Source organism: Halovivax sp. (assembly GCA_007119345.1).
GTDB lineage: Archaea > Halobacteriota > Halobacteria > Halobacteriales > Natrialbaceae > Halovivax.
The window spans coordinates 1-25,598 of sequence record SKPV01000245.1; the positions used below are offsets into that span (position 1 = coordinate 1).

The window sequence follows — 25,598 nt, forward strand, 5'->3', positions numbered from 1 at the left end:
GACGACGATGACGACGATGGCCAGCCCGGCTTCGGCGTCGCCGTCGCCCTCGTCGCGCTGCTCAGCGCCGCCATGCTGGCCCTGCGCCGGCAGGACTAACTGAGTAGTCGAACCATCGGAGGGCGACCTCCGACCCGTTCGCGGTTCCATTTTTTGGAAGTCACGATCGATAGCGGCCGCGATGGTCGTCGCGCTCGTTTCGACGCGCCCCGAACGCGCGAGCGTCGATCACGATGTCGACAGCACCACCGAGTCGACCGTCGACCGGATGGAGCGGTCGGTTTCGACGTACCACGGCGACGCCGGAAATCGAAAGACAAGCGTCAGACACGCTCCCAAACGTTTATTCAAACGGGACCAGCTTGTTAGACTATCAATGGCCGGGTTAGACGACGTGTTCGGAGACATCTACGCGAACGTCGACGCGGTCGTCCTCTTCTCGCCGAGCGGGTCCTACCACGAACGGTTCGAGGACCTCGGAGCGGACGGGGAGGACGGTCTGGACGTCGTCGTCGTCGGCACGGAGAACACCGTCGGCGCCGACGCGTTCGTCGAGCTGCCGATCGACTTCGACGACGTGACAGAGCGGGTGCGGTTCGGCCTCGAGGGCGCGCTGGAGCAGGGGCTGATCGAAGACGGCGACGTCCTGGCCTGCGCGACCAGCGTCTTCGGGGACAGCATCGACTCGGTGTCGCGGGTGCGAGCCGACGCGGACGATCAGCTCGGCATCTACAGCCTGTTCTCGAAGGCGCGCGCGGACCCGGACGTGATCAAGGCGGTGCTCGAGGTGGCGATCAATCTCGGGAAGAAAGGCCAGAAGGGTAAACCCGTCGGCGCGCTGTTCGTCGTCGGCGACGCGGGGAAGGTGATGAACAAGTCCCGGCCGCTGTCGTACAACCCGTTCGAGAAGTCCCACGTTCACGTCGGCGACCCGATCGTCACCGTGATGCTGAAGGAGTTCTCGCGGCTGGACGGCGCGTTCGTCATCTCGGACTCGGGGAAGATCGTCTCCGCGTACCGCTACCTCGAGCCCTCCGCGGAGGGCGTCGACATCCCGAAGGGGCTCGGCGCGCGTCACATGGCCGCCGGGGCGATCACCCGGGACACGAACGCGATCGCGGTCGTCCTCTCCGAGAGCGACGGCCTCGTGCGCGCGTTCAAGGCCGGCGAACTGATCCTGGAGGTCGACCCGGAGGAGTACTGAGATGGTCGAGTGGCAGGCGCTGGTCGAGGAGCCGGCCGTCATCGCGACCGCGGTGCTCGCGCTGGGGATCGTCATCGGCTACCTGGTGGGCAAGCTGAACAAGGAGCTGCTGACCGCCGCGGGCGTCCCCGACGCGGTGGAGGGGACGCCGTTCGAGCGCAGCGCCCAGAGCCTGGGGACGTCGACGGTGCAGATCGTCGCCCGTCTCAGCTCGTGGTTCGTCTACGGCATCGCCGCGCTCACCGCGATCCACATCGCCCAGCTGCTCGACACCGATCAGTTCTGGGCCGACGTCACGCTCTTTCTCCCGCAGGTGTTCATCGCGATCCTCGTCCTCGTCGTCGGATTTATCGTCGCCGACAAGGCCGAGCTCGTCGTCAGCGAGTACCTCCGCAGCGTCAAGCTGCCTGAGGCGTCGCTGATCCCGAAGGTCGTCAAGTACTCGCTGCTGTACGTCGTCATCCTCATCGCGCTCGCCCAGGTCGGCGTCCAGGTCCTGGCGCTGATGATCCTGCTCACGGTCTACGCCGCCGGCCTCGTCATCGTCGGCACGTTCGCGTTCAAGGACTTTCTCGTCTCGAGCGCGGTCGGCATCTACCTGCTGTTGAACCAGCCGTACGGGATCGGCGACCGGGTCCGCATCGGCGACCGGTCGGGGATCGTCCAGGAGGTCGACCTCTTCGTCACCACCATCGAGAGCGACTCCGAGGAGTACGTGATCCCGAACCGGCAGGTGTTCGACGAAGGGATCGTGAAGATCCGGGACTGACCGGTCGGGCCGGTCGAGGAGTCGATCAGATCGACAACCCGGCGTGCCAGCGGTCGACGCCGGCGTCGCGTTTCGCCTCGTCCATTCGGGCGAGCAGGTGCGCGGCCAGCGAGGCGGTTTCGGCCGCCCTGGACTCGCCGGTCACCGCGAACTCGCCGCCGTGGCGATCCGCGTAGACGGTACAGACGGCCCCGGCGCGGAGGCCGTAGACGTTCGCGAGCGTGAGGATCGCGCTCGCTTCCATCTCGAAGTTGACCACGTTGGCCGCGGCGAGGGTGTCGACCAGTTCGTCCGCACCGGCGGCCTCGAAGCCTTCGAAGCCGGGCCGACCCTGGCCGGCGTAGAACGAATCCGTGCTCGCCGTGAGACCCGTGTGATAGTCGTAGCCGAGTCGCTCCGCGGCCGCCACGAGCGCCGAGACGACCTCGTAATCCGCCACGGCGGGATACTCCTCGCGGACGTACTCGTCGCTGGTCCCCTCCTGGCGGACGCCCCCGGTCGTGATGATCAGGTCGCCCACGGAGACCGCCGGATCGATCGCCCCGCACGAGCCGACGCGGATGAAGGTGTTCGCACCCACGCGCGCGAGTTCCTCCACGGCGATCGCCGCGGACGGGCTCCCGATCCCCGTCGAGGTGACCGACAGCGGCGTCCCCTCGTAGGTGCCGGTGGCGGTCCGGTACTCGCGGTGGTGAGCCACCTCCTCGCCCTCGTCCCAGCAGTCGACGACCTTGTCGACCCGTTCCGGGTTCCCCGGGAGGAGGACGGCGTCGGCGACGTCGCCGGGGCCGACCTCGAGGTGGTACTGGACGTCGGCGTTCGGATCCTCGCTGTTCGCCCGTGGTTCGTCTCGGTCACCGGTCATTAGGCGGGACGGTTCTCGGGCCAGTGGTATATACCTGCCCCGGCCAAAGGGACGGTGATGGGCGGAACGCTCCACGACACGTACGTGGCCGCGCTCCAGCACGGCCTGGCCGACCTGCCCGAGGACGCGACGCGCGTCGGCGTCGTGCGTACGCCGACGGCCTGGTTCCACGGGGTCGTCGACGAGAACGTGCCGGCGCTCGGCCCGCCGACGGGACTCCTCGAGGAGACCAAACGCGCGAAGGAGGACCTGAAGCGTCGGGGAATCTGCGACGAGGAGGCCCACAACGCCGCCTGGGAGCGGGTCGACTTCGGCGACCGGTACCGAACGTACCTCGCGGAATCGGCGGCCGCTCGCGGGGCCGCCGACGCGCTCTCGGCGCGCCTCGCCGACGGCGAGACGCTGGCGCTCGTCTGCTACGAGAACACGGCGAAAAAGCGGTGCCACCGGACGATACTCGCGCGAGCGCTCACCGACGGGGGCTGACCGGGCCGACGGGCGCTCGACCCGTCACTCCAGCATCTCCCGGTCGATCGGCCTCGGCAACAGCTCGCCGAGCGTGTACTCCGTCGGTGGTTCTCCGTCCCCCTCGTCGCAGACGACGACGAGATCGTCGTCGCAGAATTCGGCCAGGGTCTGGCGGCACATCCCGCAGGGAGTCACGCCGTCCCGTCGGTTCGAGCTCACGGCGATCCGGACGAAGTCGCGCTGGCCCGCCGTCACGGCCTTCGAGATCGCCACCTCCTCCGCGTGGAGGCTGTTGCTGTAGTTCGCGTTCTCGAGGTTGCAGCCGACGTAGACCGAGCCGTCGGCGACCTCGAGCGCGGCGCCGACGCGGTACCCGGAGTACGGGACGTGCGCGGCGGACTGGATCTCGCGGGCCGCCTCGATGAGGTCGTCCATGGGCCGCGGTTCGACGAGAAGGGGCAAGTAGCCGTCGGAAAAGCGCCCCCCATCGAGTCTCGTCGAGGTCGGAGTCCGATGCTCATCGAAGCCCATCGACGTCCGATCGGATCCCCATCGTAGCGCGACGAGATCGGGCTCGGATCCCCATCGACCCGCATCGAGGTCAGGGTCGGGCCCCCATCGTAGCGTATCGACGGTAGGCTCGGATGCCCATCGAGTCGCGTCGAAGTCGGATACCTCGCGGAGCGCTCAGTCCTCGACGAGCGTATCGATCTCGGCCGGATCGAGACCGACCGCGTCGAGAACCTCGACGGTGTGCTCGCCGTGGCCGGGAACGTCGTCCGCCGCCGCGGAGTCGCGGCCGTTCGCGCCGACGGCCGAATCCGGCCACCCCGCCCCGACGAGCGCGTCGCGCGCGCTCACCTGCGGGTGGTCGAGCGCTTCGGCGGGAGTGAGCACCGGCTCGACGGGCACCTCGGGATCCCCGAGCGCGACCCACTCCTCGCGGGTTCGACTCGCGAAGATCGCCGCCAGCTCCTCGCCCAGTGCCGCTCGCTCCGCCTCGTCGACCGTCCCCACCGCGGCGTGGGCGTCCCGAAGGTCCGGCCGATCGACCGCGTCGCAGAACGCCCGCCAGAAGCGCGGCTCCAGCGCGGCGAACGTCACGTACCGACCGTCCGCCGCCTCGTAGACGTCGTACCACGGAAGTCCGCCGGTGAGCGGCGTCGCGCCCGGACGAGGATCGGCTCCGGCGGCGGCGGGTGCGGTCACGGGCAGCGAGAAGGAGAGCAGGGTCTCGAGCATCGAGAGGTCGACGAACGTTCCGGTACCGTCCCCGAGCTCGCGGGAGCAGAGTCCGGAGACGATCGCGAACGCCGCCATCGCGCCGCTCGCGACGTCGGCGACGGGGTAGCCGGGAATCCTGGGCGCCTCGTCCGCGTCGCGCCGGGTCATCTCGAGCAACCCGGCGAGACCGACGTAGTTGAGGTCGTGGCCGGCACGGTCCCGGTAAGGCCCGTCCTGGCCGTACGCGCTGAGCGAACAGTAGACGAGCGACGGGTGCTCGGCGCGGACGGTCTCGGGATCCACGCCGAGGCGGTCGACGACGCCGGGACGAAATCCCTCGATCAGCACGTCGGCGTCGTCCAGCAAGCGATCGAACGCCGCGCGGCCGTCGTCGTCGGTGAGGTCGAGGGCGACGCTCCGTTTGCCGCGGTTCAGCGCGGCGAACAGGGCGCCGTGGCCGTCGTCGGTCGTCGGCGGCAGAAATCGAGCGTAATCGACGGTGTCCGGCGGTTCGACCCGGATCACGTCCGCGCCGAGGTCGGCGAGCAGCCGCGTCGCGTACGGTCCCGGCAAGAGGCGGGTGAGGTCGATGACGCGCACGTCGTCGAGGCGCATGTCCACGGCGACGCTCGCGGCGCACTTGAATCCGCGCGCCGACGTCGGACGAACGGCCGTTCCGACGACTCACTGGGTTCGACGACTCACGGGTTCCGACGACTCACTGGGTTCGACGACTCGCGGGTTCCGACGACTCACTGGGTTCGACGACGCACGGGTTCCGACGACTCACTGGGTTCGACGACTCACGGGTTCCGACGACTCGCGGGTTCCGACGGCTCACGGGTTCCGGCGACTCACGGTCGGGCGCACGGCAACGCTCGAGGGGGCGGTCAGGACGCCGCGTCGACGGCCGCTTCGATCTCGCCGCGAGCCTCCGAAACGAGCGCCTCGACGTCGTCGCTCTCGGCGTACAGCCTGACGTACGGCTCCGTCCCGCTCGGGCGGACGAGGAGCCACGAGGCGTCGGGGAACTCGAGGCGGATCCCGTAATCGGTATCGACCGACACGTCGTCGAAGCGATCGGGGAGCGCGGTCTCGAGGTGATCCATCGACCCCACCTTCGCGTCGTCGGGGCAGGGGACGCTCACCTTGCGGTACGGTCGTTCGGTGACGGGCTCGCGCAGCGTCTCGACGTCGCCGGCCCGGGCGACGAGCGCGGCGACGACCGCCGCGCTCGCGACGCCGTCGATCCAGCCGCCGAACGCGGGGTGGACGTGCTTCCACGGTTCGGCCGCGAAGACCACCGCCGTCTCCTGACCCGCCCCGTTTCGCACGCGCGACATCCCTTCGTGGAGCGCCCCCAGGCGAACCCGCTCGACGCGGCCGCCGGCCGCGCGGACGCGCTCGTCGATCCGCGCGGACGCGTTGGGCGTCGTCACCACGACGGGGTCGTCGACGGTCGCGGTTCGGACGTAGCGCTCTGCGACCACCGCCAGGACGGTGTCCTCGTGGACCGGCTCGCCGTTCGGGCCGAGCGCGACGAGCCGGTCGGCGTCCCCGTCCTGGGCCAGCCCGAGATCGTACGATCCGGTCTCGAGAAAGCGCGACAGGTCGGTGAGCGTCTCCGGCGTCGGCTTGCTCTCGCGCGCCGGGAAGTGGCCGTCGACGTTCGCGTTGAGCGCGACGACGTCCGCTCCGAGTCGGTCGAGCACCTGCGGCGTCGCGAGGCCGCCGACGCCCGTGCCGCAGTCGACCGCGATCGAGAGCCCCGCGAGCGGACGGTCGGGGTCCGGCGTTCGGTCGCTCCCCGCGTCCCGCGGGGCGTCGCGGAACGCCTCGCGAACGTACGTCTCGACCGCCCGACGGTACCGCGAGAGGACGGTCTCCCGGTCGACGACGCCCCACCGATCCCAGTCGGCGAGCGCGGGTTCTTCGACGCCGGCCTCGACCGCTCGCTCGGCGGCGCGGTCGTACTCGACCCCGTCGACGAACAGTTTGATGCCGTTATCGGTCGGCGGATTGTGACTCGCCGTGATCATGAGCCCGCGCCGACCCCGCGAGGCGTGGGCCAGCGCGGGGGTCGGTACCCGCCCGACCCGGCGGACGTTCGCCCCGGCGCTCGCGAGGCCCGCCGTCGCCGCCGCGGCGAGGGCCTGACTCGTCTCTCGACCGTCGATGCCGACGACGAACGAAGCGCCGGGCTCGCCGGCGGCCTGTCCGACCGCCAGCGCGAGCGACGGCGTCACCCGGTCGCCGACGGGCCCGCGGATGCCCGCCGTGCCGAACAGCGTCATGGGTGGCGCTTCCGCGAGCAACTACTTAGGCCCACTGGACCCCCGGCCAGTGGCGACGATCGTTACGCGTCGGGCATTCGATCGACGAGCACGACGGCCTCGCCGTCGACGACGATGGCGTCGTCGTCCTCGTCGCGAATAACCGTCTCGAGGCGGAACTGGCCGTCGCCGAGGTCTTCGACGATCTCGACGCGGGCGGAGACGCGATCGCCGATGGCGACCGGCGCCCGGAACTGGAGGTCCTGTGAGAGGTAGACGGTCACGCCCGGCAGTCGGGCGAGGGCCGCGCTGATGAGTCCCGAGACGAGCGTCCCGTGGGCGATCCGCCCGCCGAACCGCGTCCCGCTGGCGAACTCCTCGTCCAGGTGCAGCCGGTTCGTGTCGCCGCTCACGCTGGCGAACAGGCGGACGTCTTCGTCCGTGATCGTCTTCTCGAACGTGACGGCGTCACCGACCTCGAGGTCGGCTGCGTCGTCGCCGCTGCGGTCGAACTCCCAGTCGCCGCGGGAGTACTCGAGCGACGGGATCGCCGGAGCCCGGGCCTCCTCCTCGCACGAGGCGGCGTCGACGGGAGCGAACATCGCGGAGACGGCCGCCCGGTTGGCGGCGGTCGCACCGTGCAGGAAACTGCTGGCCATCGACGCCCACGCGTTCGTCACGGTCCTGAGATTGGTCCCCCCGGCGGGTTGCTGCGTCATGTAGTTGGCCTTGGGAGGTCGCGGTTATCAGTTCTTCGGCTCGTGAAACGAAACGTTTCCTCGACGAAACGATGGTAATGGAAGGTTGTGCTTCCGAAACACTGTTTCCGAACGGAAACGTCGAGCGCTCGCGCGGGCGCTCGAAACTCGACGGAACCCGTCTACGTTCCGGAACCCGTCTACGTCCGCCGTACTCCGCCCGGAACCTCCCACGGAGGCTTCGGTGGTTCGGATTTCGGACGCTCCCCGGTTCGGATTTCGGACGCTCCGCCCGAAACTACGCCCACGAAGGCAAAATTATTTCCCAGGGCACGTAGTCCAGTTCTCGAGTCGCGTCGATCAGTCACAGGTCTACCACCGATCGGGATCCGGCTCGGTTTGGGGACGGCGACCGACTGTGCGGACGGCGACCGACTGCGGAGAGCCGTTCGTCCGCATCGTACTCGACGGCAAGCCGTACGAAGGGGGGACCGTTCGAAACCGTCGAACCCCGCCCTATGACTACCATACCATTGAATGGTATCAGATGGTATAGAACGGAAACGCTTATCTGTGGTGCCCACATACCAGGTAGTGATGACGGACGAATCCGGCCAGTCACCCTGGTTCCCGCCCGCGATGTTCACGAAGCAGATGCAGGAAGCCGGGGAACAAGTCGCCGAGTCCCAGCAGGAGATGCTGAAGCGGATGATGCAGGCGTCCCCCGCGAACGCGTTCGATTCGGGCGTGGGACCGATGAGTCTGGGCACGGCGACCTTCAAGGCCCGCGTCCAGAGCGGCGGCCGGATCAGCATTCCCGACGCCGAGCGGGAGGCCCTCGACATCGAGGAGGGCGACATCGTCCAGACCATCGTCGTCCCCGTCAAGCGGGATCGAGACGACAGCTAAGCGAACACCCGACACCCAACACACACCCATGACACAGAACCCCATCACCCAGATGTTCGACGCACAGCGCACCGCTATCCAGCAGAGCCAGTCGCTCACCCACGACGCGATCGAAGCCCAGCGGGCCTCGTTCGAGGCCGCCGTCGACGCCGTCGAGGCGTCGGAGTCGATGGTCGAGGGCAACGTGACCCTCGCCCGCAACGCGATCCACGCCACCTTCGACGCGATGGAGGCCAACGCCCCCGAAGATTCGGTCGACTTCGCCGAGCTTCGGACGTTCGTCGACGAACAGTTCGACGCCGCCACCGAGGTCCAGCACCAGTCGCTGGAGGCGCTCGCCGAGTCCATCGAGGAATCCGGCGCCGCCTTCGACGAGTTCGCCGCCAACTACGCCGAGGTCGTCGACTCCTCGTTCGACGCCTACCTCGACGCTCACGAGCAGGTCGAACGCAACGTCGACGAGTTCGCCGCCCGCGTCGAAGAGAGCGCCGAAGAGATCGACATCTCGGCCTGAGCGACAGGTTTTCCCGTAATCGCACCCAATTTTTGATCATGTCAGATACCCCAACGGAGAGCCAGAACTGGAACGCGTTCGTCGAGCAGTGGAACGAACAGTTCATGGACGCGGTCGAACAGAACATGGAAGCGCAGGCCCAGTTCGTCGAGAGCTGGTCCGAGGCGGTCGAGGAAGCCACCGGCGAGGACGAGATCGCCGACGGCGTCGAGGGCTACGCCCGCGCCTACGAGGCCTGGATGACGGCCTCGAACCAGATGGTCGAGCGGCTGAACGACGTCGCCGAGGGCGAGGACGTCGAGTTCGAGGAGTTCCGCGACATCTGGCTGAACACGGCCAACGAGGCGTTCAAGGAGGTCATGTCGACGACGGCCTTCGCCCGGCTCACGGGCGAGACCGTCGGCGACGTGTTAGAGCTCCAGCAACGAGCCGACGAGGCCGCAGAAGAGACGCTCCACACCCTGAGCATGCCGACCCACTCGGACGTCGTCGAGGTCGGCGACCGCCTCGTCGAACTCGAGCGACGCCAGCACGCCGTCGAGACGAAGCTCGAGCGCGTCCTCGAACACCTCGAGGAAGAATGATCATGAAAAATCCCTTCGCGCTCGCGCTGGACGTGCAGCGTCGGACGTGGGAGGGGGCCGCCGAGTTCGCCGAGAAGTCGGGCGTCGCGCCGGACCGAGCGGAGACGCTGAACGAGGTCGAGGTGGGCCAGACGCCCAGCGAGGTCGTCTACGAGGAGAACAAACTCGAGCTCCTCCACTACGAGCCCCGAACCGACGAACAACACGACGTCCCGATCCTGGTCACGTACGCGCTGATCAACAAGCCGTACATTCTGGACCTGCAGCCGGATCGATCGGTGATCAAGACGCTGCTCGAGGAGGGCTTCGACGTCTACATGATCGACTGGAACGAGCCGTCCGAGCTCGACCGGTCGCTCACGCTCGACGACTACGTCTCGCGGTACATCGACAACTGCGTCGACGTCGTCCGGGAGCGCTCCGGCCAGGACTCCATCAACATCCTCGGCTACTGCATGGGCGGCACGATGTCGGTCATGTACGCCTCGCTGTTCCCCGAGAAGGTCCGGAACCTCGGACTGATGGCCGCCGGCCTCTGTTTCGACGACACGGGCGGCGTCCTCGAGCTCTGGGGCGGCGACGAGTTCTACGACCCCGAGACGGTCACCGAGACGTTCGACAACGTCCCGGCCGGCTTTCTCGACGTCGGCTTCGCCCTGATGGATCCCGTGGCGAACAACGTGACGAAGTACGTCCGATTCTACGACAACGTGGAGGACGAGGACTTCGTCGAGAACTTCGCGCGCATGGAAGCGTGGCTCTCGGACGGCATCGACGTCGCCGGCAAGACCTACGAGCAGTTCATCCGCGACATCTACCAGGGGAACAAGCTCTACGAGAACGAGCTCTACCTCGACGGCACGCACGTCGACCTCGAGAACATCGACATGCCCGTCCTCAACATCGTCGCCGAGTACGACCACCTCATCCCGCCGGCGGCCTCGAAGCCGTTCAACGAGAAGGTCGCGAGCGAGGACACCACGGTGATGGAGTTCGCCACCGGCCACATCGGGATGTCCGTCTCCTCGCGGAGCCACGCCGAACTCTGGCCCGACGTCTCCGAGTGGTTCGAACAGCGTTCCAACGGCGAGGTGTCGGCCGAGCCCGAGGAGCCGGAACCGGCCGAGGCCGACGCAGCCCTCGCGGAGGATGCCGTCGCCGACGAGACCGGCGCCGAGGACCTCACCGACGGTGGATCGGCGGTCGAGGTCGACTCCGGGTCGATCGGCGACGACGAGACGGCCGGCGAGGCCGCGGAGTCCGACGCCGAACTCGACGCCGCGACGGACAGTCTGGGCGACGATCCGTCCGAGTCGGAGATCGTCGAGCGGTCCGACGACGACGTCCAGGAAGAGCCGGCCGAACCGGGCGAACTGACCGTCGACGAGGACGTCGCCGACGAGCTCGTCGAGGAAGACCTCGGCGACGACGAGGACGACCTCACGGACCTGAGCGGGGTCGGCCGGGCCTACGCCGAGGACCTTCACGAGGCCGGCATCCGACGCTTCGACCAGCTCGCGGCCGCCGACGCCGAAGCGCTCGCCGAGCGGACCGGCATCGCCGAGAGCCGGATCGAAGACTGGATCGAACAGGTCGCCGATCGATAGCGACCGTCGGCTCGATGCGCGACGACGAACGCCCTCGGTCCCCCGGGCGTTTCTCGAAACGTTTTCTCGACGACGCGCCCGCACCGCTTCTCCGGCGACACGCCCGATCCGTTCCCTAGGCGACGGGCTCTCCGACGACACGCCCGGGTCGGCCCCTGGCGACGGGCTCTCCGACGACACGCCCGCACCGTTTCCTCGACGGTCGTCCGCACCCGTCCCCTACCCGTCAGTAACGGGTGGATATGCGTCCGGTTCGCCGACGCACCGGCGCCGTCGATCGCCGTCCGGTCCGCCGGATCGGCGACCTCGCAGATAACCGTCGGCCGTCACCGAGGGCGGCGGTTGGGCACCTTATTTACCACCGGCCGTGTAACGTTCGCTTATCATGTCCATGGACGGGCGTACGTGCGTCGTCACGGGATCGGCTCGAGGGATCGGCCGCGGGATCGCCGAGCGCCTGGGCGAGGAGGGCGCCAACGTGGTCATCAACTACCGCACCTCCGAGGGCGACGCCCACGAGGCCGTAGAAGCCGTCGAGGACGCCGGGGGGCGCGCGATCACGGCCGAGGCGGACGTCACCGACCGCGAGCAGGTCGAGCGGATGCGCGAGGTCTGCCACGAGGCGTTCGGACCGGTCGACGTCCTCGTGAACAACGCGGGAATCACGGCCGACACGCAGTTCGTCGAGATGAGTCGCGCAGAGTGGGATCGCGTGATCGACGTCAACCTCGGCGGGATGTTCAACTGCAGTCAAACCTTCTACGACGACATCTGGGAATCCGACGAGGGTCGACTCATCAACATCTCGAGCGTGGTCGGCAAGCAGGGCAACTTCGGCCAGGCGAACTACGCCGCGGCCAAGAGCGGCATGTTCGGGTTCACCCGGTCGATCGCCCTCGAGCTCGCGCGCTCGGGTTCGACGGCCAACGTCGTCGCCCCCGGGTACACCCGCACCGACATGATCGAGACGGTCCCCGACAAGGTGCTCGATCGGATCGTCTCCGGCGTCCCGCTGGAGCGCCTCGCCGAGGTCGAAGACGTCGCCGCCGTCGTCACGTTCCTCTCGGGGCGGGAATCGTCGTACATCACGGGCGAGATCATCGACGTCAACGGCGGGATGGACCTGTAACGTCCGTTCGGATCCTCGTACCGATCTCCCGGTTCAATTTCGGATTCTGGTATCGCGACCGGTCGCGGCCCCGTCTCGATCGTCGCACACCGTGCGCAGCGACCGTCGCGGCGAAGGACGCCCTCGACGATCTCGCACCAGCCGTCGGACGTTGGTTCCCGACCCCCGCTAAAATATATTTTAGCTAACAGTTAACGGCGGGCGCGCCGACCGATCGTGCATGGATCCGATACCGAACCCGAGGGATCGAACGCGCACGAGCGAGGAATCGGCGGGGGGCACCCGCGGTCTCACGACCGGGACGACGACGGTCGGCCTCGCCGGCGCCGACGGCGTCGTCCTGGCCGCCGACGCTCGCGCGAGCCTCGCCGGGCGATTCGTGACGAACCGGTCGATGCGGAAGGTCGAGCCGGTCGGCGACGGGGCCGCGGTCGCGTTCTCCGGCGGCGTCGGCGACGCGCAGGGGTTCGTCCGGACCCTCCGCGCCCAGCGGCGGCTGTACGAACTCCGCCACGATCGACCGCCCGCGGCGGGGACGCTCGCGTCCGTCGCCGCGGAGCGGACTCGTTCCGGCCGGTTCCCCTCCCTGTGGCTCCTGCTCGGGGGACTGGACGACGAGCCCGCGGTGTACGAGATCGATCCCGCCGGAGGCGTGATGGCGACCGAGTACGCCGCGGGAGGGAGCGGGATGCAACTCGCGTACGGGGCGCTCGAACGGTCCTACGAACCCGGTCTGGATCTCGACGCGCTGCGATCGGTCGCCGCGGAGGCCCTCGCGGGAGCGGCCGAGCGGGACGCGGCCAGCGGCGACGGGATGACGCTGGCGACGATCACCGAGGACGGAACCGCGATCGAGACCTGCGACGAGCTCGGCGCGCGAGCGCTCGAGGCGGTCGCGGGCGACGCCGCCGGCGCGACCGACGAGGAGGTGGCCTGAGATGGACGGCGGCGCCCGCCAGCAGGCCTACGACCGCGGGCACACCATATTCTCACCGGACGGCCGACTCTATCAGGTCGAGTACGCCCGCGAGGCCGTCGAGCGGGGCTCGCCCGCGGTCGGCGTGCGGACGGACGGCGGGGTCGTCCTCGCGGCGCGCAAGCGTCTCGGGTCGCCGCTGCTCGAACCGGAGAGCGTCTCGAAGGTCCATCGCGTCGACGACCATCTCGCGGTCGCCTCCGCCGGCCACGCCGCCGACGCCCGGCGACTGGTCGAGGAGGCCCGCGTCGCGAGCCAGCGTCACCGGCTGCGCTACGACGAGCCGATGCCCGCCGAATCGTTGACGACCGCCCTCGCCGACGAGGTCCAGGAGCGCACCCAGACCGGCGGCGCGCGACCGTACGGCGCCGCGCTGCTGGTGGCCGGCGCGGACGCCGCCGCGAGCGGGGTCGGAGAACCGTCTGCGAACGACGTCGAGAAGCGGTTCCGCCTCTTCGAGGTGGATCCGAGCGGGACGCCGTACGGGTGGCGCGCGACGGCGATCGGCAACGGCTCCTCCGGGCTGCGCGGCTACGTCGAGGCGGAACTGGCCGAGCGAGACGCGGCCGCGGCGACGCTCGACGGCGGCGTCGAACTGGCCCTCGGCGCCCTGACGAGCGGCGAGGAGACCGAACCGGAGCCCGCGGCGTTCGAGTGCTGGACGATCGGTCCGGGGCCGACGATCGATCCGCGGTCGACCGACGAGATCGCCGCGACGCTGGGCGGGGCGGCGTCCTGACGGACGGACTCCACGCCCGCTACTCGGCGTCGACCCGTCGAGACCCGACCACGGACGCGGCCCCGTCGACGTACAGTTCCAGGATCTCCGCGTCCAGTTCGACGGCGACGCGGACCGCCGCCGGCTCGCGGGTCAGAACCGTCTCGGTCCACTCGCGACCGACGTTCCAGATCGGGCGGTCGCGGACCTCGCGGTCGTGGTCGCGGTAGAACGCGACGACGTCCGGGTGCTCCAAGACGGCGAGGGTCACCGGACACCAGAGGTCGTAGCCGCATTCCCGGCAGTCGAACGCGGCCTGGACGTGATCGTCGAGTTCCTCGGGGAGGTCGTCGGCGACGGCGGCGGTCGGATCGTCGAGTCGGCCGTCGACGGCGCCGGCGCACTCCGGACAGACGCCGTCGCGCAGGAGCGAGATCCGGTGTCGGTGGTGGCGGTCGAACGCCTCCGGCAGCCGGTCGCTGTGGGCCTCGAACCCGGTCGGCGGGAAGCCCATCCTGAGCAGCGTCCGTTCGCAGTCGCCGCAGCCGATCGAGACCACGTTGTCGGCGGCGGCCGCCCGGAGCCCGTCGGCCCCGCAGAACGGGCACGGATCGTCGATCCCGATCGACGGGCTGGACGCCCGCCGCGTGTAGGCGCCCGCCGCGACGGCGCGGGCGATCTTCTCGCCGGCGTAGGTGAACGCGTAGCCGTCGTCGGTCTTCCGGAGGTACGGGCCGACGAGCTCGTCGAGGTGGTAGGCGAAGCCGGCCGAGGTTTCCGGCGAGGAGGCCTCGAACAGTTCGGAGAACGAGGCGCGATCCTGGCCCTCCCCGTCGACGCGCTCGAGCATCGCCTCCAGGATCTCCATCCGCACCTCGTGGCCGAGCGCCTGGAAGGCGTCGCTCGGCTCGGCGACGACCGCAGATTCCGGCGACGGGTCCGGCGAACCGGCCGGGGCGCCGCCCGGACCCGGCGAAGCGTCCGCCGGCTCCGACGGGGTCGTCTCGCGTTCGTCGGCCGAGGACGTAACCGGTTCCGGGCCGGCATCCTCGAGTTCGTCGGCCGAGGACGTAGCCGGTTCCGGGCTGATATCCTCGCGTTCGTCGCCCGGGGACGCGGCCGGTTCCGGGCCGGCATCCTCGGCTCCGGTCGACGACGCCGCGTCGGTCATGGGTGGGTGACGTTCGCCGCGGCGAGGCAAGTAGGTTCGGACTCCGGAACCACGAGGCCGCGGTTCGGAGAGCTGATCAGTCCTCGGAGGATTCCTTGCGCTTCTCGACCACTCGCACGTCCTCGATGCGCGTCTCCGGGTACTGGCCCTCCTCGTCCTTCTCGACGGCCTTCACCATGTCCCAGACGACGTTCAGGCCGGTCGTCACGCCCTCGAGCGCCTCCATCTCGCAGCCGGTCTTGCCGGTGGTCTCGACGGTCACCTCGAGTTCGACGCGGTCCTCGCCGAGTTCGAACGCCGTGTCGACGTTCGTGATCGGGATCTGGTGACACATCGGGATCGTCTCCCAGGTGTGCTTGACGGCCTGGATCGCCCCGACGCGGGCCGTCGCGAGGACGTCGCCCTTGCCGATCTCGTCGGCGCGGATGGCGCCGACGGTCGACGGCTGCAGGCGGATCCGCCCCGCGGCGACGGCTCGTCGCTTCGCGTCCGGCTTCGCGCCCACGTCGACCATCTGGACGTCGCCGTCGGCCGTGGTGTGAGTGAGTTCGTGGGCGGAGTCGGTTCGTTCGGCCTCCGCCGCGAGGGTCTTCGGGTCGATCTCGTCCTCGCGCTCGGGGTCCTCACTCATCGCCCTCACCCCAGAGAACGTCGGGGATCTCGGACAGCAGGTCCGACGCGGCGATCCCGAGGCCGTCCGGGCCGCCCGACCGCTCGGCGAGGCGCTCGCCCGCGCGGCCGTTGGCGTACGCCGCCGCACAGGCCGCCTCGAAGGGATCGGCGTGCTCGAGCAGGCCGGCGGTGATCCCGGCCAGCAGATCGCCCGTGCCGCCGACGGCCATCCCCGGAACGCCGACCCGCGACACCCGGGTGCGCTCGCCGTCGGAGATCACGTCGTCGACGCCCTTCGCGAGAAGGACGTGGCCGAGGTCCGCCGCGAGCGAGGCGATCTCGTCGGTCGCCTCCCGGAGGTCGTCGGCCTCGGGGCCGCCCATCGTCGCCAGTTCGCCGCGATTGGGCGTGCAGACGAGGGTGGCCTCGGTGTCGACCTCGGGGACGACGGCGAGCGCCTCGGCGTCGACGACCGCGGGGCCGGTGTAGGCCTCGAGGAACTGCCGGGCGGCCTCCAAGCTCTCCTCGGCGCTCCCGAGCCCGGGGCCGAAGACGACGACGTTGTCGTAGCCCTCCGCGTTCGCGAGGAGGGCCTCCACCTCGTCGGTCGTCAGGTATTCGCCCTCGTAGGGCTGGACGATGAGGTCCTCGGCGTAGCCCTGGATCTCGCCCGCGACGGCGTCGGGCGCGGCGACGAACGAGAGCTCCATCCCCGACCGGAGGGCGGCCTGGGCGGCGAGGGCGGGTGCGCCGGTGTAGGGGCCGCCGCCGATCACGTAGGCCCGTCCCGTCCGCGCGGCCGGCCGCGCGAGCCCGAGGTCGCCGGGGCCAACGAATCGCTCCGCGGCGGCCGGAATCCCGATATCGGCGACCGTGACGTCGGCGTCCAGCCCGGCGAGCCCCGGTTTCTCGTCGTGGAAGGTGACGACGCGGTCCGCGCTCACGCCGTTTTCGGCGTGGGTTCCCTCGTCCGCGTCGAATCCCGAGGGAACGTCCACCGAGACGACCGTCGCGTCGGCGTCGTCGATCGCTCGCGCGGCGGTCGCCGCCGGTTCCCGGAGCTCGCCGGTGATGCCGGTGCCGAGCATCGCGTCGACGATCACGTCGCAGTCGGGGAGGTCGAACGCGCGGGAGTCGGTCGCCTCGCGGACGTCGTGGTCGCCGTCGACCAGGGCCGCCCAGTTCTCGCGGGCGATGTCGGTGCCGATGCGCTCGGCGGGGCCGAGCAACAGCGTCGTCACGTCGTAGCCGTCGGCCGCCCCGGCGTCGTCGAGAAAGCGGGCCGCGACAAAGGCGTCGCCGCCGTTGTTGCCGCGGCCGGCGACGATCGCCACCGCGGAACCGGGTTCGGCCACCTCGCGGACGGCGCGGGCGACGGCGGCGCCGCTCGACTCCATCAGCTGCTTGCGGGGGACGCCGAGGGCGGCGGCGTTCTCGTCGACCGCGGCCATTCGTTCGCCGGTGATCATGCGCCCGGATTCGGGCGCGGGAGCGAAAAACGTGCGGGGATCGGCCAGGGTCGGTGGCCGCGGCGGGAGTGTCGGTGAGACCGCGTCGGCCGGACGGACAGCCCCCTCGTGACGGAACGCTTTCGTCGGTCCCGGCCCTGTTACCGTCGTGAACGTCTTCTGGCTCGACGAGGACCCCCGGCTGGCCGCCCGCTACCACTGCGACCAGCACGTGAACAAGATGCTGCTCGAGGCCGCCCAGGTGCTGTGTACGGCGGCCCGGAGCGGCGGCTGCGACGAGGCGTTCCTCTACCGGGCGACCCACGCCGACCACCCCGTCACGCGGTGGGCGACCGAGTCGCGGGCGAACTGGCTTCGACTTCGCCAGCACGCCGCGGCGCTCAACGACGAGTTCGTCGAACGCTACGACAAAGACGACGACCACGCGAGCTGGGCGGTGATCGAACGAATCGATCCCGACGAGTTCGACTTCCCGTCCGACGAGCCGACGCCGCGGCCGCAGGCGATGCCCGAGGAGTACCGTCGGCCCGGCGATCCCGTCTCGGCCTACCGGGCCTACTACGCCGGGGAGAAAGCCGAGTGGGCGACGTGGGCCCACACCGAGGAGCCGCCGTGGCTCGAGGAGTACCTCGAGGATGCAAACGCCGCGGACGCCGCGGAAGTCGGCCCGTCCGACGTAGACGGTGGCAGTCCAGCCGACGTCGACGGTGGCGGTCCGTCCTGACGTAAACGGTGGCGGCCCGTCCGATGGAGACGATAGCAGACTGTCCGACGCGTACGGTGGCGACCACCCGTCGCGTACGGTGGCGGCCACCCGTCGCGTACGGTGGCGGCCACCCGTCGCGTACGGTGGCGGCCACCCGTCGCGTACGGTGGCGGCCACCCGTCGCGTACGGCGGCGGACCGTACGGCGGGGACGGCGGCGGGGGTCGACGGTCGCGCACCCTTATGTGATCCCGTTACGTGGTGTCGCACGTCATGCGCGCCGTACGCCTCGCAGAACACGGCGGACCGGAGGTACTGACAGTCGAAGACGTCGACCGACCCGAGCCGGAGGGCCACGAACTCCTCCTCGAGGTGGCCGCGGCGGGCGTCAACCCCGTCGACACCTACTTCCGCGACGGCTCGTACGAGCCGGTCGGGCTGCCGTTCACTCCCGGCGTCGACGTCTCGGGCACGGTCGCCGACGTCGGAGCGTCCGTCGAGGGCTTCGAGCCCGGCGACCGCGTGATGGGCACCGGAATCGGCAACGGCGGCCATCAGGGCGCCTACGCCGAGTACGCGACGGTCCCGGAGGATCGCCTCGTCCACCTCCCCGACGACGCGGACCTCGTCGAGGCCGGCGCGGCCGGCGTCGCCGCCTGCACCGCCTGGCGCGCCCTGATCGACCACGCGGGCCTCGACCCGGCGGAGGACTGTCTCGTCCACGGCGGCTCCGGCGGCGTCGGCCACGCCGCGGTGCAGCTCGCGAACGCGGTGAGCGCTCGCACGCTCACGACCGCGCGTCCCGAGTACCACGACGCGGTCGCCGACCTCGGCGCCGACCACGTCTTCGACTACGACCGGGACGACCTGGCCGACGCCGTCCTCGAGGCCACCGACGGCGGCGTCGACGTGATCCTCGACCACCGCCTCGACGACTACCTCCAGTTCGACGCCGACGTCGCCGCCCAGAACGCCCGCGTGATCGGCATCGGCGAGAACAGCCCCGACCCCGGGTTCACGAACGACGGCGCCGCCCGCTCGAAGGACGTCAGCTACCGCTTCATGATCCTGTTCAACGCGCCCGACCTCCGGGAGCAGCTGGGCGGCGTCGCGCACCTGATGGGCACCGGTCGGCTGGACGTCGAGATCGCGCGGTCGTACGACCTCGAGGAGGCGGCGAAAGCCCAGCGTGCCGTGATGGAGGACAGTTTCTTCGGCAAGCTGGTGATCGAACCGTAGCCCGGACCCGAGCGGAGCGTGGACGGCCGTCGAACACCCTCAGTACCGGATCTCGAAGCCCTCCTCACCCTGCGGCTCCTCGAACTCCGCCTCGACGTCCTCGACCCGCGCGGCCGGACTTCCATCGTGGCACCACTCGACCATCGCCTCGACGGCGTCCTCGGGGCCCTCGAAGACCGCTTCCACGCGGCCGTCGGGGAGGTTCCTCACCCAGCCGTCGACGCCCTTCTCCGTGGCCGTGTCGCGGGTGTTCGCGCGGTAGTAGACGCCCTGTACCGTGCCGGAGACGAAAACGTGCGCGCGGGTTCGATCGTCCATGTGCGACGACTGAACGGCGCGACACAAAAATCCGCACGGCGCGCGGCCGAGACGCCGGTCCGGCTGCGGGGTCGCGAGGGCTTCCGGATCGAACGCGATTTCACGATCGCCCGAAACGGTTCGCACGTGGCCCGAGAACCGACGATCCGCGAGGCGACCGCGGCCGACGCCGACGCCATCCAGCGGGCCGCGCGGAGGGCCTGGCACGCGACCTGCGACGAGTTCCTCGGACCGGACACCGTGACGGACCTCGTCGACTCCCGGTTCGCGCCGGAGCGGATCGTCGCGGTCGGCTTCTACGAGTCCCGCGGGTTCGAGCGCGTCGCCACCGAGCGCGACGGGCGGTTCGACCTCGATCGGCACGAGTACGAGAAGCGTCTCTGATCGGACCGCGCGACCGACAAACCCTCGGCGGTCGGCCTCCTACGCGGATCCAGTGCGCAGCTCCGTCATCCACCGCGACGGCATCCACTTCGACCTCGACCGGCGGATCGTCGCCGACGCCAGGAGCGCGGCCGGCGACGTCAACGTCGTCAGCCACGCCCACGCCGACCACACGTTCCGGACGAGCCCGGGGACGGTCGTCTGCTCGGCGGAGACGGCCACCATCGCGACGGCGCGGACGGGGGTCGCGTTCGAGCACGTCGAGTCGGCGCGCGGGATCGAGCTCGTGCCCGCGGGCCACGTCGTCGGCTCGCGTGCCGCGGTCATCGAGGACGCCGACGGCGCCCGCTACTGTTACACGGGCGACTTCTCGACCCGGGACCGGGCGTTCCTCGAGGGGTTCGACCCGACGGGCGTCGACGCGGACGTGCTGGTGATGGAGACCACCTACGGGCACCCGCGATACCGATTCCCGGCGCAGGCGGAGCTCGACGCGGAGATCCGCGACTGGATCCGCGACAACGACGACCGACCGCTGCTCCTGTTCGGCTACTCCCTCGGGCGCGCCCAGAAGCTCCAGTGGCTGGCCCGCGAGGCCGCGCCGGACCGGCCGGTCCTCGTCTCCGAGTCCGTGCGGGACGTCAACCGGGCCATCGAGTCCGCGACGGACCTCTCGTTTCCCGGCCGGGTGTACGACCCCGCGGAGCTCGAGGACCTGACGGACGAACTCGTCGTCGTCCCGTCCAATCGGGCCCGCAGCGACCGGGTGGAGCGGGTCGTCGAGCGGACGGGTGCGCTGAAAGCCGGCTTCTCCGGCTGGGCGGTCGAGGACTCGTTCCTGTACCGCGGCGGGTACGACGTCACCTTCCCGCTGACCGACCACTGCGACTTCGGGGAGCTGATCGAGACGGTACTGACGGTCGACCCCGACGTCGTCTACACCCACCACGGCTTCGACGAGGCGTTCGCCGACGTCCTCGCGACCGAGTACGGCTACGCGGCGCGGCCGCTGAAGCGCGATCAAACCGCCCTCGCCGACTTCCGCTGATGGGACTGCTCGAACTCCTCGAAGACGAGTACGTCGACCTGTCGAGCCGCCGCGCCACGATCCGGGAGCTGCTCGAACTCCTCGCCGGTAGCGTCCTCTTCGTCGCCGTCGCGGCCGCCGGGGCCTGGTACCTGCTCGGGCGGACCGCCGGACTGGTCGTCACCGCGGTGCTGGCCCTGCTCTTCGTGATCACGATCGTCTCGCAGGCCTACTGGGCGATCGCGGGTCGCGAGGATTACCGGGAATGAGCCGGGGCGTGCGCCCGACGGATCGCGCGACCCAGTTTCGATCAGCCCGCGGGTTCGTTCTCGTACTGCCTGGCGCCACGATGCATCCGGGCCGCCGGCGCGAGGGTCCCCACGACGAAGGCGATCCGCAACCCGCGAGGCGTCGCCGACCGGCTCCGCGTACAGCAACGCCGCTCCACCGAACGCGAGCGCGGCGACGGACAGCGCGTTCGTCCCGACGAGGTCCGCCGGTCCCGCCTCGTCGGCGACCCGGTCCGGGTCGTAGCCCACGATCAGCTAACTCATCCCGGCGGCCTCGATCAACCCGCCGAGGTTCCAGACGAATCTCGCCGCCGCGAACGAGTGCCACGGTGACCCAGCTCCCGCTGTCGCCGCGTCCGTACGCGGGTAGCGGGCGTTCCCCCACGAGCGGTCGGTTTGGAGTGGAGGCGGGGAGGGGATTCACGCGCGGCGAGAAGGTCTACAGCGCGTTGTCGAAGGGTTCGGGTGACGACGGGTGCACGACCGTACCACGGATGGTGAACGTTCGAGGAACGAGTTTGATCGGACCCCCGTGCGGACCGTTCGCTCTCCAACATCAGTCGGGAGACCGGTCAATCCGAGCGACGTTCTCCTCTGGGCGAACTAGCAAGAATTTTAAAAACGATGATCGGAGGATGCGAGCATGAGTCCCGCCGTGACGACAATCCTTTTTGACCTGGACGAAACGCTGTGCGAGTATCCGAAATCTGGCTCGGAGCGCCTCAGCGAAGCGTTCCAGCGAGCGGGTGTCGAGCCGTTCTTTTCGTACGATGAGTACAGGCGCGAGGTCCACGAAGTCGGAGGGACTGAGAGCGACATCCGCCGGCGCGAGACGTGCTTCAAGAAGCTCGCGAGGCGGAACGACCGACCCGAGACAATCGGACTCAGGGTCGCTGACGCGTACGAAGCACTCACGGATTATACGGCGATGCAAGGAGTCGCTGGAATGGAGCGCGTGCTGTCGGAGCTCGGTACGCGGTATCGCCTGGGTCTCGTCACCAACGGAGGGCCAGACACGCAATCGGTTAAAATCGATTCCCTCGGTGTTCGAGACGCGTTCGAGACGATCATCCTTGCCGGATGGGATACCGAGCCAAAACCGAACCCCGAACCCTTCGTACGGGCATTAGAAGACCTGGATTCGACTCGATCCGAGTCGGTCTACGTTGGAAACTCGATCGCCTCCGATGTCCTCGGAGCGAATCGGTCCGGTCTCCAATCCGTCTGGATACCCCACGAGTCCTCGTTAGATTCTTCACCCGGGGATACCGATTCGGCGGAGCAGCCAGCGTCCGATCTTACGACGCCGGATTACCGACTCGATTCCCTACGCGGACTTCTCGACCCCCCGTGGGAAACTCGAGAGGCCGACCGGCGGTTCTAGCGGCGTCCCCCACGCCGGTACGCGCCGTTCTGACGAACGAGAACTCCGCTCGCCCCGGTGATTCGAAGCTGTCGGTAGCCTCGCCCGGCGCACCCGCGAAGGGGGTCTCGTGGTCATCGCCAGGAGCGGATGCAACCGGAGAAGCGCACCGGAGAGTCGAAGCGCCGGAACTATCGGAAACGTCGTTTCAGCGACCCTCAGACGTCAGATATACCAGTTCGCATGAAGTGGAACACGTACGTCTGGTGGTAACCCGCGTACGCGCCGCCGAAGCGCTCCCGGATGGCGCGGGAGGTCGCGGCGTAGGAGCCGCGATCGCACTCGGGGTAGTACTCGGCGATGGCTTTCCGGATCCAGGTGTCGAGGGGGACGGCCTCGTCGAACCCCAGCGAGAACAGCAGGACGCAGTCGGCGACCTTGTCCCCGACGCCGACGAAGCGGGTCAGGTACTCCCGGGCCGGCTCGTAGTCGAGTTCGCGGGCGTCGGCCGGGTGGGCCTCGCCGTCGGCGACCATCCGCGCCGTCTCCAGAACGTACGGCGCCCGGTAGCCGAGTCCCAGGTCCCGGAGATCGGCCTCCGTCGCGCCGGCCAGACGGTCCGGGGTGGGAAAGTCGTGGGAGGTTCGGCCGTCGAACTCGACCGCCGTCCCGTACTCGCGGGCGAGGGCGTCGACCATCCGGTGGATCCGCCGCACCCGCATCTGGGCCGAGCAGATGAACGCGATCAGGGTGGCGAACGGCGGATCCTCGACCAGGCGCATCCCCCGGTGGGCCTCGTACGCGTCCCGGATCAGGGCGTCGGCCGGGGCGTCGGCGGCGATCGCCTCGAGGTCGTCATCGAGCCGAAGGAGCCGCCCGAGGAGGGTGTCGGCGTCCGTCGTCGACTCCCACTCGAGGACGCCGTCGCGCGCCCGCGTCCGGATCACCTCGCCGTCGACGACCGTCTCGTACCAGGCGTCGGGGTTCCGCTCGCCGCCGTACATCTCCCCGTCGCTGCGCCGCCAGCGATAGCTCTGGCCGCTCTCGAGGGTCAGGTACGGATCGAGGCCGCCGGCGAGCTCGTCGATCGGAATCGCGCCCGTCTCCATCGACCGAGGAAAGCACCTCGCCGCGCTTGGCCCTTTCGACCCCGGGACACGACGCCGAATCCGCCCGTCGAGCGGATCTTCTCCCGTGAGGCGAACCTTCTTACTGTATGCGACCCAATACCTACCTATGAACTGCAGGGTCGTCGTCGAAGCTGCCGTGCCGGTATTCGACGTGGAAACGCCGGAGGAGGCGATTCGGATCGCGATCTCCAAGACGGGCGAGATGTTGAACCCTGACCTGAGCTACGTCGAGATCAGCATGGGCGAGCGGACGTCGCCGTCCGGCGAGGAACTGCCGCCGGCGTTCATCGCCGCCGACGAGGCCCTCGTCGCGCTCGAGCTCGAGATGACCGTCTTCAACGTCGAGCGCGAGGAACACGCCTCGCGGATCGCCCGCAAGGAGATCGGCCAGCGCCTCGAGAACATCCCGCTCGAGGTGCTCGAGGTCGAGGTCCTGGAAGACGAGGACGATGACGACGAGTCGGAGGCGAGCGACGCGTCGACGGACGAGACCGACGAAGCGACCAGCAACGAAGGGGAATCGGACGAAGCGACCAGCGACGAGGACGGATCCCACGAGGACGACGAGGGCGTGTTACCCGAGTTCGAGGACCTCCTGGAGTAATCCAGGGGTCGGAAACGGCTGACAGAGGAGTCTTGCTACGGGTTCGGACGGGTATCCACTTCGAGCGTCCGGATCGGGAGTCCGGATCGAGCGTCCGGATCGGGAGTGGGGAAGACCAGTCGCTAGAGAGCGCTACAGCACCGCGAGAGATCCGTTTCAGTCGGCGGTCGCGGGGACGGCTTCCGTCTCCGCGTCCTCGTGCATGTGGTCCGTGATTCCGCCCGCGAGCGCAAAAACAGCCGCCTTGTGATCGGTTTTCGATTTGTGGATCGATGTCGGTCGGATACCGAGGGACTCGTACTCCTCGAGGTCTACCGGACAGTCGGTCCAGACACCACACTGGTTCGATACCTCTGCGAGAAGCCCGTGAAGGTGAATGAGTTCCTGCTTCTTCATAACCAACTCAGTCTACCCACCGCAGGGTTATATTATTATCTTGAGGCTCGTTACCATGGTCCTTATATCGCGATTCGGACCGATACGAACGCCTGACGGATCGCTCCTCCGGACCGTCGAGCGGAAAGCGCACGACGACGGCGAGGGAAATGACGACGTGTTTCGGGTAATAGTTCGTTCACCTCGGCCCGGCGAAGGGATACCGTCGATCCGCGGTCGACCGTCGAGCGGCGACGGTCGGCCGGCGAGCGCGCACGCTCGAAACGATCGGTTCCCATCGTCACGACGAGTCGAGAATCGCGTCAACCCAGCGTTTTCAGCGTCCGGAGGTCGCGATCCGTCCGGGTGAATTCGGCCGTGCGGCGGGACGCGTGACAGTTGGGGCAGTGAAAGAGGTCGGCGGCGGACGGAAGGTCGGCCGGCGTGAGCTGCCAGTCTTTGGTGCACTCCGGGCACAAGAGTCGGACGGTCGCTTCATCCATGACACCGGGTTGCACACCGACACTCAAAAAGGTTGGCGACGCATCTCGAACCGGACGAATCACCGGAATCGGGCGGACCACTCGCTCCTACCGCACCAACGACCGGGACGGGCGATACCGGCCGCTTCGGTCGTCTCGATTAGATCGGAATCGGTCGCCTCGGTCAGATCGGAATCGGTCGTCTCGATTAGATCGGAATCGGTCGTCTCGATTAGATCGGAATCGGTCGTCTCGATCAGATCGGAATCGGTCGTCTCGATCAGATCGGAATCGGTCGTCTCGATCAGATCGGAATCGGTCGCCTCGGTCAGGCCGGGGTAGCGGCGTCGGCCGACTCGAGCAGCTCCTTGTACCGGTTGCGGATGGTGACCTCCGAGATGTTGGCGACCTCGCTGACCTCGTTCTGGGTCACCTTCTCGTTGGTCAGCAACGCGGCGGCGTAGACGGCGGCCGCCGCCAGCCCGACCGGC

29 protein-coding genes and 2 pseudogenes are annotated in these 25,598 nt (G+C 69.0%); 18 read left to right on the forward strand and 13 right to left on the reverse strand.

Translation table 11 applies throughout. The features are described from left to right. The 3 genes from QZT59_RS19255 to QZT59_RS16825 form a co-directional block, all read left to right on the forward strand. On the forward strand, positions 1-99 hold a 99-nt coding region (locus tag QZT59_RS19255; protein WP_394348672.1), incomplete at its 5' end, for a PGF-CTERM sorting domain-containing protein. A gap of 277 nt (positions 100-376) precedes the next feature. Next, positions 377-1,204 (forward strand): diadenylate cyclase DacZ, encoded by an 828-nt coding sequence (dacZ, locus tag QZT59_RS16820; protein WP_290818952.1) that lies wholly within the window; start codon positions 377-379, stop codon positions 1,202-1,204. Position 1,205: 1 nt separating this feature from the next. Next, positions 1,206-1,973 carry a mechanosensitive ion channel domain-containing protein gene (locus QZT59_RS16825; RefSeq protein WP_290818954.1) on the forward strand — a complete coding sequence of 256 codons (768 nt, stop codon included), beginning with the start codon at positions 1,206-1,208 and terminating at the stop codon, positions 1,971-1,973. Between the two features lie 25 nt (positions 1,974-1,998). Here QZT59_RS16825 and QZT59_RS16830 read toward each other — a convergent pair whose 3' ends face one another. Beyond that, positions 1,999-2,838 (reverse strand): nucleoside phosphorylase, encoded by an 840-nt coding sequence (locus QZT59_RS16830; RefSeq protein WP_290818956.1) that lies wholly within the window; start codon positions 2,836-2,838, stop codon positions 1,999-2,001. 57 nt (positions 2,839-2,895) lie between these two features. Between QZT59_RS16830 and QZT59_RS16835 the strand changes: the two genes are divergently transcribed. Further along, positions 2,896-3,324, forward strand: coding sequence for a DUF488 family protein (locus QZT59_RS16835; protein ID WP_394348671.1), 429 nt, complete (start codon positions 2,896-2,898; stop codon positions 3,322-3,324). 24 nt (positions 3,325-3,348) lie between these two features. Here QZT59_RS16835 and cdd read toward each other — a convergent pair whose 3' ends face one another. The 4 genes from cdd to QZT59_RS16855 all read right to left on the reverse strand — a co-directional run bounded on the left by cdd (position 3,349) and on the right by QZT59_RS16855 (position 7,522). Further along, entirely contained in the window at positions 3,349-3,741 is a 393-nt protein-coding gene (gene cdd, locus QZT59_RS16840) for a cytidine deaminase (RefSeq protein WP_290818960.1), read from the reverse strand. 252 nt (positions 3,742-3,993) lie between these two features. Further along, complete coding sequence (locus QZT59_RS16845; protein ID WP_290818962.1) at positions 3,994-5,145, reverse strand: CaiB/BaiF CoA-transferase family protein; 1,152 nt, start codon at positions 5,143-5,145, stop codon at positions 3,994-3,996. 275 nt (positions 5,146-5,420) lie between these two features. Further along, complete coding sequence (locus QZT59_RS16850) at positions 5,421-6,824, reverse strand: phosphomannomutase (RefSeq protein ID WP_290818964.1); 1,404 nt, start codon at positions 6,822-6,824, stop codon at positions 5,421-5,423. A gap of 62 nt (positions 6,825-6,886) precedes the next feature. Then, a complete protein-coding gene (locus tag QZT59_RS16855) occupies positions 6,887-7,522 on the reverse strand; it encodes a MaoC family dehydratase (RefSeq protein WP_290818965.1) in 636 nt (211 codons plus the stop codon). A 576-nt stretch (positions 7,523-8,098) separates the two neighbouring features. Here QZT59_RS16855 and QZT59_RS16860 point away from each other — a divergent pair. The 7 genes from QZT59_RS16860 (at position 8,099) to QZT59_RS16890 (ending at position 13,959) form a co-directional block, all read left to right on the forward strand. After that, positions 8,099-8,410 (forward strand): AbrB/MazE/SpoVT family DNA-binding domain-containing protein, encoded by a 312-nt coding sequence (locus QZT59_RS16860; protein ID WP_290818967.1) that lies wholly within the window; start codon positions 8,099-8,101, stop codon positions 8,408-8,410. A gap of 28 nt (positions 8,411-8,438) precedes the next feature. Continuing rightward, a complete protein-coding gene (locus QZT59_RS16865; RefSeq protein ID WP_290818969.1) occupies positions 8,439-8,924 on the forward strand; it encodes a hypothetical protein in 486 nt (161 codons plus the stop codon). 38 nt (positions 8,925-8,962) lie between these two features. Next, positions 8,963-9,508, forward strand: a complete 546-nt coding sequence (locus tag QZT59_RS16870; protein WP_290818970.1) for a poly(R)-hydroxyalkanoic acid synthase subunit PhaE — start codon at positions 8,963-8,965, stop codon at positions 9,506-9,508. A gap of 2 nt (positions 9,509-9,510) precedes the next feature. Further along, a complete protein-coding gene (gene phaC / locus QZT59_RS16875; protein ID WP_290818972.1) occupies positions 9,511-11,115 on the forward strand; it encodes a class III poly(R)-hydroxyalkanoic acid synthase subunit PhaC in 1,605 nt (534 codons plus the stop codon). A gap of 385 nt (positions 11,116-11,500) precedes the next feature. Then, the gene (locus QZT59_RS16880) at positions 11,501-12,244 is read left to right on the forward strand and encodes a beta-ketoacyl-ACP reductase (protein ID WP_290818974.1); all 744 of its coding nucleotides are present in this window, start codon (positions 11,501-11,503) and stop codon (positions 12,242-12,244) included. Between the two features lie 220 nt (positions 12,245-12,464). Then, entirely contained in the window at positions 12,465-13,181 is a 717-nt protein-coding gene (locus QZT59_RS16885) for a proteasome subunit alpha (protein WP_290818976.1), read from the forward strand. A gap of 1 nt (position 13,182) precedes the next feature. After that, a complete protein-coding gene (locus tag QZT59_RS16890) occupies positions 13,183-13,959 on the forward strand; it encodes an archaeal proteasome endopeptidase complex subunit alpha (protein ID WP_290818978.1) in 777 nt (258 codons plus the stop codon). Positions 13,960-13,978: 19 nt separating this feature from the next. On the opposite strand, the gene QZT59_RS16895 is transcribed toward QZT59_RS16890, so the two are convergent. The 3 genes from QZT59_RS16895 to QZT59_RS16905 all read right to left on the reverse strand — a co-directional run bounded on the left by QZT59_RS16895 (position 13,979) and on the right by QZT59_RS16905 (position 17,190). After that, positions 13,979-15,109, reverse strand: coding sequence for an ArsR family transcriptional regulator (locus QZT59_RS16895; RefSeq protein ID WP_290818980.1), 1,131 nt, complete (start codon positions 15,107-15,109; stop codon positions 13,979-13,981). 76 nt (positions 15,110-15,185) lie between these two features. Next, positions 15,186-15,740 (reverse strand): cyclic pyranopterin monophosphate synthase MoaC, encoded by a 555-nt coding sequence (gene moaC, locus QZT59_RS16900; protein WP_290818982.1) that lies wholly within the window; start codon positions 15,738-15,740, stop codon positions 15,186-15,188. After that, positions 15,733-17,190: an NAD(P)H-hydrate dehydratase gene (locus QZT59_RS16905; RefSeq protein WP_290818984.1), complete on the reverse strand. Its 1,458-nt coding sequence runs from the start codon at positions 17,188-17,190 to the stop codon at positions 15,733-15,735. Before QZT59_RS16905 ends, moaC begins: the two co-directional genes overlap by 8 nt. A gap of 148 nt (positions 17,191-17,338) precedes the next feature. On the opposite strand from QZT59_RS16905, the pseudogene QZT59_RS16910 reads away from it, so the two are divergent. Both QZT59_RS16910 and QZT59_RS16915 read left to right on the forward strand, forming a co-directional pair. Continuing rightward, positions 17,339-17,830, forward strand: a pseudogene (locus QZT59_RS16910) (hypothetical protein); the annotation flags it as partial. A gap of 338 nt (positions 17,831-18,168) precedes the next feature. After that, on the forward strand, positions 18,169-19,134 hold the full coding sequence (locus QZT59_RS16915; protein WP_290818988.1) for an NADPH:quinone reductase: 966 nt from the start codon (positions 18,169-18,171) through the stop codon (positions 19,132-19,134). A gap of 39 nt (positions 19,135-19,173) precedes the next feature. Here QZT59_RS16915 and QZT59_RS16920 read toward each other — a convergent pair whose 3' ends face one another. Next, positions 19,174-19,452: an acylphosphatase gene (locus QZT59_RS16920; protein ID WP_290818990.1), complete on the reverse strand. Its 279-nt coding sequence runs from the start codon at positions 19,450-19,452 to the stop codon at positions 19,174-19,176. A 126-nt stretch (positions 19,453-19,578) separates the two neighbouring features. On the opposite strand from QZT59_RS16920, the gene QZT59_RS16925 reads away from it, so the two are divergent. The 4 genes from QZT59_RS16925 (at position 19,579) to QZT59_RS16945 (ending at position 22,537) form a co-directional block, all read left to right on the forward strand. Next, positions 19,579-19,836, forward strand: coding sequence for a hypothetical protein (locus QZT59_RS16925; RefSeq protein ID WP_290818992.1), 258 nt, complete (start codon positions 19,579-19,581; stop codon positions 19,834-19,836). A gap of 52 nt (positions 19,837-19,888) precedes the next feature. Continuing rightward, on the forward strand, positions 19,889-20,884 hold the full coding sequence (locus tag QZT59_RS16930) for an mRNA cleavage and polyadenylation specificity factor-like protein (RefSeq protein ID WP_290818994.1): 996 nt from the start codon (positions 19,889-19,891) through the stop codon (positions 20,882-20,884). Next, on the forward strand, positions 20,884-21,132 hold the full coding sequence (locus QZT59_RS16935) for a hypothetical protein (protein WP_290818996.1): 249 nt from the start codon (positions 20,884-20,886) through the stop codon (positions 21,130-21,132). The genes QZT59_RS16930 and QZT59_RS16935 overlap by 1 nt, the downstream gene beginning before the upstream one ends. A gap of 664 nt (positions 21,133-21,796) precedes the next feature. Then, a complete protein-coding gene (locus tag QZT59_RS16945) occupies positions 21,797-22,537 on the forward strand; it encodes an HAD family hydrolase (protein WP_290818998.1) in 741 nt (246 codons plus the stop codon). A gap of 197 nt (positions 22,538-22,734) precedes the next feature. Here the strand turns inward: QZT59_RS16945 and QZT59_RS16950 are convergent, their stop codons facing one another. Then, positions 22,735-23,625 (reverse strand): DNA-3-methyladenine glycosylase 2, encoded by an 891-nt coding sequence (locus tag QZT59_RS16950; RefSeq protein ID WP_290819000.1) that lies wholly within the window; start codon positions 23,623-23,625, stop codon positions 22,735-22,737. A 127-nt stretch (positions 23,626-23,752) separates the two neighbouring features. Between QZT59_RS16950 and QZT59_RS16955 the strand changes: the two genes are divergently transcribed. Then, positions 23,753-24,250 (forward strand): DUF555 domain-containing protein, encoded by a 498-nt coding sequence (locus QZT59_RS16955; protein WP_290819002.1) that lies wholly within the window; start codon positions 23,753-23,755, stop codon positions 24,248-24,250. 156 nt (positions 24,251-24,406) lie between these two features. On the opposite strand, the gene QZT59_RS16960 is transcribed toward QZT59_RS16955, so the two are convergent. The 3 genes and pseudogenes from QZT59_RS16960 to QZT59_RS16970 form a co-directional block, all read right to left on the reverse strand. Beyond that, positions 24,407-24,646 carry a UPF0058 family protein gene (locus tag QZT59_RS16960; protein ID WP_290819004.1) on the reverse strand — a complete coding sequence of 80 codons (240 nt, stop codon included), beginning with the start codon at positions 24,644-24,646 and terminating at the stop codon, positions 24,407-24,409. A gap of 302 nt (positions 24,647-24,948) precedes the next feature. Beyond that, on the reverse strand, positions 24,949-25,128 hold the full coding sequence (locus tag QZT59_RS16965) for a hypothetical protein (RefSeq protein ID WP_290819006.1): 180 nt from the start codon (positions 25,126-25,128) through the stop codon (positions 24,949-24,951). Positions 25,129-25,435: 307 nt separating this feature from the next. Beyond that, positions 25,436-25,598 (reverse strand): annotated as a pseudogene (locus QZT59_RS16970) (transcription initiation factor IIB 2); the annotation flags it as partial.

Excerpts from the sequence above, each read along its gene's own strand:
- dacZ (WP_290818952.1), top strand. The coding sequence starts at position 377 with ATGGCCGGGTTAGACGACGTGTTCGGAGACATCTACGCGAACGTCGAC.
- QZT59_RS16825 (WP_290818954.1), top strand. The coding sequence starts at position 1,206 with ATGGTCGAGTGGCAGGCGCTGGTCGAGGAGCCGGCCGTCATCGCGACC.
- QZT59_RS16830 (WP_290818956.1), bottom strand. The coding sequence starts at position 2,838 with ATGACCGGTGACCGAGACGAACCACGGGCGAACAGCGAGGATCCGAAC.
- QZT59_RS16835 (WP_394348671.1), top strand. The coding sequence starts at position 2,896 with ATGGGCGGAACGCTCCACGACACGTACGTGGCCGCGCTCCAGCACGGC.
- cdd (WP_290818960.1), bottom strand. The coding sequence starts at position 3,741 with ATGGACGACCTCATCGAGGCGGCCCGCGAGATCCAGTCCGCCGCGCAC.
- QZT59_RS16845 (WP_290818962.1), bottom strand. The coding sequence starts at position 5,145 with ATGCGCCTCGACGACGTGCGCGTCATCGACCTCACCCGCCTCTTGCCG.
- QZT59_RS16850 (WP_290818964.1), bottom strand. The coding sequence starts at position 6,824 with ATGACGCTGTTCGGCACGGCGGGCATCCGCGGGCCCGTCGGCGACCGG.
- QZT59_RS16855 (WP_290818965.1), bottom strand. The coding sequence starts at position 7,522 with ATGACGCAGCAACCCGCCGGGGGGACCAATCTCAGGACCGTGACGAAC.
- QZT59_RS16860 (WP_290818967.1), top strand. The coding sequence starts at position 8,099 with ATGACGGACGAATCCGGCCAGTCACCCTGGTTCCCGCCCGCGATGTTC.
- QZT59_RS16865 (WP_290818969.1), top strand. The coding sequence starts at position 8,439 with ATGACACAGAACCCCATCACCCAGATGTTCGACGCACAGCGCACCGCT.
- QZT59_RS16870 (WP_290818970.1), top strand. The coding sequence starts at position 8,963 with ATGTCAGATACCCCAACGGAGAGCCAGAACTGGAACGCGTTCGTCGAG.
- phaC (WP_290818972.1), top strand. The coding sequence starts at position 9,511 with ATGAAAAATCCCTTCGCGCTCGCGCTGGACGTGCAGCGTCGGACGTGG.
- QZT59_RS16880 (WP_290818974.1), top strand. The coding sequence starts at position 11,501 with ATGTCCATGGACGGGCGTACGTGCGTCGTCACGGGATCGGCTCGAGGG.
- QZT59_RS16885 (WP_290818976.1), top strand. The coding sequence starts at position 12,465 with ATGGATCCGATACCGAACCCGAGGGATCGAACGCGCACGAGCGAGGAA.
- QZT59_RS16890 (WP_290818978.1), top strand. The coding sequence starts at position 13,183 with ATGGACGGCGGCGCCCGCCAGCAGGCCTACGACCGCGGGCACACCATA.
- QZT59_RS16895 (WP_290818980.1), bottom strand. The coding sequence starts at position 15,109 with ATGACCGACGCGGCGTCGTCGACCGGAGCCGAGGATGCCGGCCCGGAA.
- moaC (WP_290818982.1), bottom strand. The coding sequence starts at position 15,740 with ATGAGTGAGGACCCCGAGCGCGAGGACGAGATCGACCCGAAGACCCTC.
- QZT59_RS16905 (WP_290818984.1), bottom strand. The coding sequence starts at position 17,190 with ATGATCACCGGCGAACGAATGGCCGCGGTCGACGAGAACGCCGCCGCC.
- QZT59_RS16915 (WP_290818988.1), top strand. The coding sequence starts at position 18,169 with ATGCGCGCCGTACGCCTCGCAGAACACGGCGGACCGGAGGTACTGACA.
- QZT59_RS16920 (WP_290818990.1), bottom strand. The coding sequence starts at position 19,452 with ATGGACGATCGAACCCGCGCGCACGTTTTCGTCTCCGGCACGGTACAG.
- QZT59_RS16935 (WP_290818996.1), top strand. The coding sequence starts at position 20,884 with ATGGGACTGCTCGAACTCCTCGAAGACGAGTACGTCGACCTGTCGAGC.
- QZT59_RS16945 (WP_290818998.1), top strand. The coding sequence starts at position 21,797 with ATGAGTCCCGCCGTGACGACAATCCTTTTTGACCTGGACGAAACGCTG.
- QZT59_RS16950 (WP_290819000.1), bottom strand. The coding sequence starts at position 23,625 with ATGGAGACGGGCGCGATTCCGATCGACGAGCTCGCCGGCGGCCTCGAT.
- QZT59_RS16955 (WP_290819002.1), top strand. The coding sequence starts at position 23,753 with ATGAACTGCAGGGTCGTCGTCGAAGCTGCCGTGCCGGTATTCGACGTG.
- QZT59_RS16960 (WP_290819004.1), bottom strand. The coding sequence starts at position 24,646 with ATGAAGAAGCAGGAACTCATTCACCTTCACGGGCTTCTCGCAGAGGTA.
- QZT59_RS16965 (WP_290819006.1), bottom strand. The coding sequence starts at position 25,128 with ATGGATGAAGCGACCGTCCGACTCTTGTGCCCGGAGTGCACCAAAGAC.